At 67.7% G+C, this 8673-nt stretch carries 7 protein-coding genes and 2 pseudogenes; 6 read left to right on the top strand and 3 right to left on the bottom strand.

What is annotated here, in order from left to right; all coding sequences use genetic code 11:
• Positions 1 to 97 precede the first annotated feature (97 nt).
• From ACIBG6_RS09230 to ACIBG6_RS09220, 3 genes and pseudogenes are all read right to left on the bottom strand, one after another.
• A pseudogene (locus tag ACIBG6_RS09230) lies at positions 98 to 790 on the bottom strand (IS5 family transposase); the annotation flags it as partial.
• A gap of 350 nt (positions 791 to 1140) precedes the next feature.
• Complete coding sequence (locus ACIBG6_RS09225; RefSeq protein WP_399221934.1) at positions 1141 to 1932, bottom strand: ABC transporter permease; 792 nt, start codon at positions 1930 to 1932, stop codon at positions 1141 to 1143.
• Positions 1929 to 2892 (bottom strand): annotated as a pseudogene (locus tag ACIBG6_RS09220) (ATP-binding cassette domain-containing protein). The gene ACIBG6_RS09225 and the pseudogene ACIBG6_RS09220 overlap by 4 nt, the downstream one beginning before the upstream one ends.
• Positions 2893 to 3095: 203 nt before the next feature.
• Between ACIBG6_RS09220 and ACIBG6_RS09215 the strand changes: the two are divergent.
• The 6 genes from ACIBG6_RS09215 to kdpB all read left to right on the top strand — a co-directional run bounded on the left by ACIBG6_RS09215 (position 3096) and on the right by kdpB (position 8669).
• A complete protein-coding gene (locus tag ACIBG6_RS09215) occupies positions 3096 to 3830 on the top strand; it encodes a helix-turn-helix domain-containing protein (protein WP_399221933.1) in 735 nt (244 codons plus the stop codon).
• A gap of 214 nt (positions 3831 to 4044) precedes the next feature.
• Complete coding sequence (locus ACIBG6_RS09210; RefSeq protein ID WP_399221932.1) at positions 4045 to 4473, top strand: hypothetical protein; 429 nt, start codon at positions 4045 to 4047, stop codon at positions 4471 to 4473.
• A gap of 142 nt (positions 4474 to 4615) precedes the next feature.
• Positions 4616 to 4771 carry a hypothetical protein gene (locus ACIBG6_RS09205; RefSeq protein WP_231076036.1) on the top strand — a complete coding sequence of 52 codons (156 nt, stop codon included), beginning with the start codon at positions 4616 to 4618 and terminating at the stop codon, positions 4769 to 4771.
• The gene (kdpF, locus tag ACIBG6_RS09200; RefSeq protein WP_056647661.1) at positions 4768 to 4857 is read left to right on the top strand and encodes a K(+)-transporting ATPase subunit F; all 90 of its coding nucleotides are present in this window, start codon (positions 4768 to 4770) and stop codon (positions 4855 to 4857) included. The genes ACIBG6_RS09205 and kdpF overlap by 4 nt, the downstream gene beginning before the upstream one ends.
• Positions 4858 to 4866: 9 nt before the next feature.
• The gene (gene kdpA / locus ACIBG6_RS09195; RefSeq protein WP_399221931.1) at positions 4867 to 6531 is read left to right on the top strand and encodes a potassium-transporting ATPase subunit KdpA; all 1665 of its coding nucleotides are present in this window, start codon (positions 4867 to 4869) and stop codon (positions 6529 to 6531) included.
• Positions 6528 to 8669, top strand: a complete 2142-nt coding sequence (gene kdpB, locus ACIBG6_RS09190; protein ID WP_399221930.1) for a potassium-transporting ATPase subunit KdpB — start codon at positions 6528 to 6530, stop codon at positions 8667 to 8669. The genes kdpA and kdpB overlap by 4 nt, the downstream gene beginning before the upstream one ends.
• Positions 8670 to 8673 lie beyond the last annotated feature (4 nt).

Here is an 8673-nt window from a genome sequence, read left to right as displayed (position 1 = left end):
CCTTTCGGATCCAGGTAAGTCATCCGGCCCAGGAACCTCCTTCCGAGTTCCTCCCGGCTGAGCCGGGGATACAAACAGAGCGCCTCGTGGCGCACTAGGTCCGCTCGACCGCCCAGCGTTTGGGGATGGGGGTGAATCCCCTGGTCCCGGGCTTGCGGGCGGTGATCTCCATGTCGATGCCGAGGGTGGCGGCGTGCTCGATGAGGTGCTGGCGGTAGCCGCCGTCGACCCAGACCTTGCGGATGCCCGGGTGTTCGGCGGCGACCTGGTCGAGCAGCGCGGTGCCGGCGACGGAGTCCTGCACGCTTGCCGCGGTGACCAGCACGGCGAGGAGGAGTCCGAGCGTGTCGGTGACGATGCTCCGCTTCCTGCCGACGATCTTCTTGCCGGCGTCGATACCCTGGCCGGCGGCGGGAACGCTGGTGGAGGTTTTCACGCTCTGGGCGTCGATCACACAGGCCGTGGGCTCTGCGTCCCGGTCTTCTTTTTCTCGTAGCAGTTGCCGCAATAGGCCGTTGAGCTGGGCGAACACGCCCTCGTCGGCCCATTTGGCGAAGTAGCCGTAGACCGTGTTCCAGTGCGGGAAGTCGTGCGGAAGGTAGCGCCACTGGACCCCGGTCCGGTCGACGTACAAGATCGCGTCCATGATGTCGCGCAGGTCATGTTCGGGCGGCCAGCCGAAGTGCAGAGCCGTGCGTCGGCGCTCGAGCCGCCAAGCGGACAGGACCGGCTCGATCAACTCCCAGCGGGCATCGGACAGGTCACTCGGATACGGACGTCGCTTCGGCATGCTTCCGGCGTACCGCCACGAGCCGAATGCGCCCAGGCGCACGGCAGCGGCAGTGGAAGCACATGACTACGAAGGCTGGGCACCCCTGGGATGAAACAGGATTACGTCGCCTTCCCTCCCATCCGCAACCCCACAAGCCCCGCAGAAACCGACGATTTCCACGGCCTCACCCGCACCACCGTCCGACACCTCAAGACTGGCTGATACGCGGGCATTGCGAGTGAAAACGACCTCTGAGGAGCTGTTGGTGAACTGGAAGCTGGTAGACGGCGATTGGGACCTGGTGGCGAACAAGAGCGGGGCGACCCGGCTCGGTCGGCTAAGTGGTCCAAGACCGGCAACTGAGCCGCTCACGGGGTGGGCTCGCGGTTGTAGAGCTTCTTGGCCCACAGGTAGCCGCCCAGGGTGATCAGGGCGCACCAGCCGATGGCGAGAAACGCGTTGTTGCCGATCGGGGTGCCCATCAGCAGCCCGCGCAGGGTCTCGATGAAGGGGGTGAACGGCTGGTAGTCGGCGAACCATTTGAGCCCGGCGGGCATCGAGTCGGTGGGGGCGAATCCGCTGCCCATCATCGGCAGGATCATCAGTGGCGTCAGCATGTTGCTCGCGGCCGCGACACTCTTGGCCTTGATGGCCAGGGCGACCGACAGCCAGGTGAGCGCGAGGATGATCATGGCGAGCACGCCGATCGCGCCGAGCCATTCGCCGAAGTCCGCGGTGGGCTCGAAGCCCACCAGCAGCGCGACGCCGAGGACGGCGGCGATGCTCAGCAGGGTCTGGATCAGGCTGCCCAGCACATGACCGGTGAGCACCGAGACCCGGGCGATGGCCATGGTGCGGAACCGGGCGACGATGCCCTCGGTCATGTCGATGGCCACCGAGATCGCGGTGCCCTGGGCCGCGGTGGCCGCCGTCATCAGGATGATGCCGGGGACTACGTAGTTCACGTAGGCATCCCGGCCGACCGACGGCCCGCCGAGGCCGCTGCCGAGGATGCCGCCGAGGACGTAGACGAACAGCAGCAGGAAGATCACCGGGACCCCGGCGGCGGTGAGGGTGAGCGTCGGGTAGCGCAGCATGTGCCGCAACTGGCGGCGAAGCATGGTCGCCGAATCGGTGAAGGCGTGGGTGGCGGTGCTCATCGGGCGGGCTCCTGTTCCGCGACGCGGTTGTCCGTCAGCGCGAAGAAGACGTCGTTGAGATCGGGGGCGTGGACCTGGAGTTCGTCCACGGCGATCGAGTGGCGGTCGAGCCAGTCGAGGAGTGCGCGCAACGACCGGACGTCGCCCTGGCTGGCGACCTGCAGAGTGAGTGCCTCATCGTCGCGGGACACCACGTCCAGGGCCCGGGCCGCATAGTCGTGGCCGCGTGCGTCGGCGAAACGCAGGGTGACGTGGCCGCCGCCGACCTGCCGCTTGAGCTCCTCCGGCGTGCCCTGGGCGACGATCTTCCCCTGGTGCAGCACCGCGATCCGGTCGGCAAGCTGGTCGGCCTCGTCGAGGTACTGGGTGGTGAGGAAGATCGTGACGCCCTCGTCGGTCACCAGCCTGCGGATGATCTCCCACATGGTCTGCCTGCTGCGCGGGTCCAGCCCGGTGGTCGGCTCGTCGAGGAAGATCACCCGGGGTCGGCCGACCAGCGTCATCGCGAGGTCCAGGCGGCGGCGCATCCCGCCGGAGTGCGTCACCGCGGGCTTGCGGGCCGCGTCCACCAGGTCGAAACGCTCCAGCAGGTCGATGGCGCACCGCCATCGTTCCCGGCGGGGCAGGTGGTTCAGGCAGGCCATCAACAGCAGGTTCTCCTCGCCGGTGAGGAAGCCGTCGACCGCGGAGAACTGGCCGGTGACGCCGATCGCGGCACGGACCGCCTCCGGATCCCGCACCACGTCGTGGCCGGCGACCCGCATCTCCCCCGGCGTCGGCGCGGATGAGCGTGGACAGGATCTGCACCATCGTGGTCTTGCCGGCGCCGTTCGGGCCGAGCAGCGCGAAGACCGATCCTGCGGGGATGTCGAGGTCGATGCCGCTCAGCACCACGTGGTCGCCGTACGCCTTGCGTACGGCGGTCGCCGTGAGCGCGAGGTGAACGAGGTCGGTAGGCATGGGATTCGCTTCCGTCGATGAGCTCCGGACCTTCACGTCTCTATGAAAATTACGTTGCATGAACCAAATCAGCAATCACGTTAACGTGAAGCAACGGGGTATTCCCAGGTAGATGAGGTAAATCGTTGCATGAGGCATGAGGGCTAATGCAACGCATTGCGTTGCATTAAGCTGGCTCCGACGGCAACAGCGGAGGACACTCGATGCCTGGTGACAGACTCACCCTCCAGGACCGGCGGCAGATCGCCGCGGGACTGCGCGAGGGACTGACCTACGCCGCCATCGGCCGCCGCATCGGGCGGCCGACCTCGACCGTCACCCGCGAGGTGGTGCGCAACGGTGGGCCGCGCGGCTACCACGCCGAGGCGGCCCACCAAGCCGCCGCACGGCACGCGCGTCAGGACAGGACCACTGCGCCGACAACCTCACCGGGAAGAGTCGACCTCGGTGGGCGCGATCCACGGCTCGTGGACGAAGTGAGCGCGCAGAGCGTGGAACTGATGGTTCAGGCCGGGCTCCCGCAGATGATGGCCAAGGTGCTCGCCGCGCTCTTCACCACCGACAGCGGCAGCCTCACCTCGGCGGAACTCGTGCGACGCCTGCACGTCAGCCCCGCCTCCATCTCCAAGGCCATCGGCTACCTGGAAAACCAGGCACTCGTCACACGCGAACGCGACCCCCACAGTCGCGCCGAACGCTACGCCATCGAAGACGACGTGGTGTTCCAATCGATCATGGCCAGCGCGCGCAACCAAACCCAGATCGCCGAGGCTTGCACGACCGGAGCCCGGAAACTCGGCGCCACCACCCCCGCCGGCGCTCGACTTCACAACACGAGCCAGTTCCTCCTCCACGTCATGGATGACCTGGTCCGCTCGGCCGAGTACTGGCACAAGATCTACTCCACCCGCCCTCGAGAGACATCCGAAACCGACTGAGCGGGTCATGCCGCCCTGCGCATGCGCGACGACGAACGCCTCTCGCTGCGCGAGATCGCCTCCCGCCTCGTCATCCGAACCGGCAAGAAGGGCGGCCAGCACCCAGCCCCGGCCACCGTCATGCGCATGCTGCGCGAACACGACGAGCCCCGCGCGGCGAGAACCTCGACATCGCGATGGCCGCCCGGGAGATCAACCCGACGATCCGGTGGTCGTGCGGCTGTACGACGACGACTTCGCCGCCACGGTCTCCGCCACGATGCGCGCCTCGTATCCCGGCGCGCTCACCCGCAGCCGCAGCGTCTCCGCCCTCGCGGCGCCGGCGTTCGCCGCCGCGATGATGGGACGCCACGTGCTGGGCGTCATGCCGGTCGAGCGCGGTTCGCTGCTCTTCACGGCCGTCGACGTGGCCGGCCACCCCGAGCTGGAGGGCCGCTCGGTCCACGAAGCGTTCCGGGGGAACGAGTGGCGGGTGCTCGCGGTAGGGGCGGGGGCCGTGCCCCGGCGCCAGCCGGGGACACCCTGGCAGGGTTCCGCCTCGACCGGATGCCCGGGTTCGACTGGCGGCCGGTGCACGGCAGGCTACTGCGTGCCGGGGACCGGGTCGTCATGGCGACGAGCCGCCAGGGGTTGGACGTGCTGATGTCCGGGGTACAGCCGCACCCTCCGGGGCGCCGGGGGGGGCGGGGGAGTGACCTGGTTCCGAGCCGGGAGCCGTGAAGCCGTAGGGGACGCGTCAAGAGCACGCTGCGGGGCGTAAGAGGGACGTTAACGAGAGCCGTTCCTTGGCTGAAACGCGGTTTTCTCGTCTCGTCCGAGAATCCGTTCTTCCTTCTTCCTGCATCCGGGAGCTCACGATGGCCGACGTGGCCTTCGTCGTCATCACGGTCGCGATCTTCGCGCTGGTGGCCTTCATCGCCAAGGGGGTGGCCAAGCTGTGAGTGCCGAAAACATCATCGGTCTGCTGGTGGCCGCCGGTCTCCTCGGCTATCTCGTCCTCGCCCTCGTCAAGCCGGAGAGGTTCTGAGGCACGACCATGAGTCCCGTTCTTGCTGGGGTTCTCCAGCTCCTCGCGCTGATCGTCGCGCTCGGCCTCTCGTACCGCCCGCTGGGTGACTACATGGCGCGGGTCTACTCCTCGGAGAAGCACTACAAGGCCGAGAAGTGGATCTACAAGTCCATCGGCGCCAACCCGGACACGGAGATGCGCTGGCCTGCTTACCTGCGCGGTGTCCTCGCGTTCTCCGCTGTGAGCGTTCTCTTCCTCTACCTGCTTCAGCGGGTGCAGGGTTCGCTGCCCGGCTCGCTCGGCTTCGTCTCGATCGACCCGGACCAGGCCTTCAACACGGCCGCGTCCTTCGTCGCCAACACCAACTGGCAGTCGTACTACGGCGAGCAGGCCATGGGCCACGTCGTGCAGACCGGCGGCCTCGCGGTGCAGAACTTCGTGTCGGCGGCGGTGGGCATCGCCGTGGCGGTCGCCCTCGTACGGGGCTTCGCCCGGTCCCGCACCGGTGAGCTGGGCAACTTCTGGTCCGACCTGGTCCGTGGTGTCGTCCGCATCCTGCTGCCGATCTCGGTGATCGGTGCGCTGGTGCTCGTCGCCTGCGGCGCGATCCAGAACTTCGCCGGCATCCACGAGGTCGGCCAGTTCATGGGGGGCAGCCAGCAGTGGAACGGCGGGGCGGTGGCCTCGCAGGAGGTCATCAAGGAGCTGGGCACGAACGGCGGCGGTTACTTCAACGCCAACTCGGCCCACCCTTTCGAGAACCCCAACGGGCTCTCCAACCTCTTCGAGATCTACCTGATCCTCGTCATCCCCTTCGCGCTCACCCGCACCTTCGGCCGCATGGTCGGTTCGCTCAAGCAGGGTTACGCGATCCTCGGCACGATAGCCACCATCTGGCTCGTCTTCACCGGCCTGATGATGTGGACCGAATTCGCCCACAACGGCCCGGCGTTCGACCTGGCCGGCGGAGCGATGGAGGGCAAGGAGACCCGGTTCGGGATCGGCGGATCGTCGATCTTCGCGGTCGCCACCACGCTCACCTCCACCGGTGCGGTGAACTCCTTCCACTCCTCGTACACGGGCTTCGGCGGCGGCATCACGATGCTGGGCATGCAGCTCGGCGAGATCGCGCCCGGCGGTGTCGGGTCCGGTCTCTACGGCATGCTGATCATGGCGATCATCGCGGTGTTCATCGCCGGTCTGATGGTCGGCCGCACCCCCGAGTACCTGGGCAAGAAGATCGGGACGCGCGAGATCAAGTTCGCGGCCTGCTACATCCTCGTCACCCCGGCGCTGGTGCTCTGTTTCACCGCCGTCGCGATGGCCCTGGACACCCCGTCGAACTCGATGACGAACTCGGGCGCACACGGCTTCTCCGAGATCCTCTACGCCTACACCTCGGGCGCCAACAACAACGGTTCGGCCTTCGCCGGTCTGAACGCGGACACGCAGTGGTTCAACTCGACGATCGGCATCGCGATGCTGCTCGGCCGGTTCCTGCCCATGGTGTTCGTGCTCGCGCTGGCCGGTTCGCTGGCCGAGCAGACGCCCGTACCGGAGACGGCGGGCACCCTGCGGACCGAGAAGCCGCTGTTCACCGGCCTCCTCGTCGGCACGATCCTCATCATCACCGGTCTCACCTACTTCCCGGCCCTCGCGCTGGGACCGCTCGCCGAAGGGCTCGCGGCATGACCAACGACGTGAAGAACATCGACGTGAAGAAGCAAGAGGACAACGTGTCCACCACGACTCCGACCCCGACGAAGGCGCCCCACGGCGACCTGGCCGCCGGACGCGTCGGCGCGGGACTGTTCGATCCCAAGCAGCTGATCAAGTCCTTCCCCGACGCGATCAAGAAGCTCGACCCGCGGGTCATGGTCAAGTCCCCGGTCATGTTCGTGGTGCTGATCGGCTCGGTCGTGACCACCATCCTCGCCGTGAAGACCCCGGGCGACTGGTTCGGCTGGGCGATCACCGCCTGGCTGTGGCTGACGACGATCTTCGCCAACCTTGCGGAGGCGGTCGCCGAAGGCCGGGGCAAGGCCCAGGCCGACACCCTGCGCAAGGCCAAGACCGACACCGTCGCCCGCCGGATCATCGGGACGAACGAGGAGCGGGTCCCCGGAACGGACCTCCGTATCGGTGACCTGGTGGTGTGCGAGGCCGGCGACGTCATCCCCGGCGACGGTGACGTCGTCGAGGGCGTGGCTTCTGTCGACGAGTCCGCGATCACCGGCGAGTCGGCCCCGGTCATCCGTGAGTCCGGCGGCGACCGGTGTGCGGTGACCGGCGGTACGAAGGTCCTCTCCGACCGGATCGTCGTGAAGATCACGACGAAGCCCGGCGAGACGTTCATCGACCGGATGATCAGCCTGGTCGAGGGCGCCGCCCGCCAGAAGACCCCCAACGAGATCGCCCTCAACATCCTCCTGGCGTCCCTCACGATCGTCTTCCTGCTCGCCGTCGTCACGCTGAAGCCCTTCGCGATCTACGCGGGCGCCGACAAGCAGACCTCCCTGATCGTCCTGACGGCCCTGCTCGTCTGCCTGATCCCGACGACGATCGGTGCCCTGCTGTCCGCGATCGGCATCGCGGGCATGGACCGGCTCGTGCAGCGCAACGTCCTGGCCATGTCGGGCCGCGCGGTCGAGGCCGCAGGCGACGTGTCGACCCTGCTGCTCGACAAGACCGGCACCATCACGCTCGGCAACCGCCAGGCCGCCGAGTTCGTCCCCGTCAAGGACACCACCGAGGCCGAACTGGCCGACGCCGCCCAGCTCTCCTCCCTCGCCGACGAGACCCCCGAAGGCCGCTCGATCGTGGTCCTCGCCAAGCAGAAGTACGGCCTGCGCGAGCGCCACCAGGGCGAGCTCTCCCACGCCACGTGGATCGAGTTCACCGCCCAGACCCGGATGTCGGGTGTCGATGTCGACGGCAGGCAGACCCGCAAGGGCGCGACCGGATCGGTCGTCGCCTGGGTGCGCGAACAGGGCGGCACGGTCGCCGACGACGCCGAGACCCTGACCGACCGGATCGCGCAGGCCGGCGGTACGCCGCTGCTCGTCGCCGTGAAGGACGACAAGGGCGCCCGCGTCCTGGGCGTCGTCCACCTCAAGGACGTCGTCAAGGAGGGCATGCGGGAGCGGTTCGACGAGCTGCGCCGCATGGGCATCAAGACGGTCATGATCACGGGCGACAACCCGCTGACCGCGAAGGCCATCGCCGAGGAGGCGGGGGTCGACGACTTCCTCGCCGAGGCCACCCCCGAGGACAAGATGGCCCTCATCAAGCGGGAGCAGGCGGGCGGCAAACTCGTCGCGATGACCGGTGACGGCACCAACGACGCCCCCGCGCTGGCCCAGGCGGACGTCGGCGTGGCGATGAACACGGGTACGTCGGCCGCGAAGGAGGCCGGCAACATGGTCGACCTCGACTCGAACCCGACGAAGCTCATCGAGATCGTCGAGATCGGCAAGCAACTCCTGATCACCCGGGGAGCGTTGACGACCTTCTCGATCGCCAACGACGTGGCGAAGTACTTCGCGATCATCCCCGCGATGTTCGCCGTCGCCTACCCGGGCCTGGACAAGCTCAACATCATGGGCCTGGCCTCGCCCGAGTCCGCGATCCTCTCGGCCGTCATCTTCAACGCGCTGATCATCATCGCCCTGGTGCCGCTCGCCCTCAAGGGCGTCCGCTACCGGCCGTCCAGCGCGGACTCGATGCTCCGGCGGAACCTCGGGATCTACGGACTCGGCGGCCTGATCGCCCCGTTCATCGGCATCAAGATCATCGACCTGCTCATCTCCCTCATCCCCGGAATCGGCTGACCAC

The sequence above is a fragment of the Streptomyces sp. NPDC050842 genome (assembly GCF_044456565.1).
GTDB lineage: Bacteria > Actinomycetota > Actinomycetes > Streptomycetales > Streptomycetaceae > Streptomyces.
This window is presented reverse-complemented; position numbering and strand designations above follow the sequence as displayed.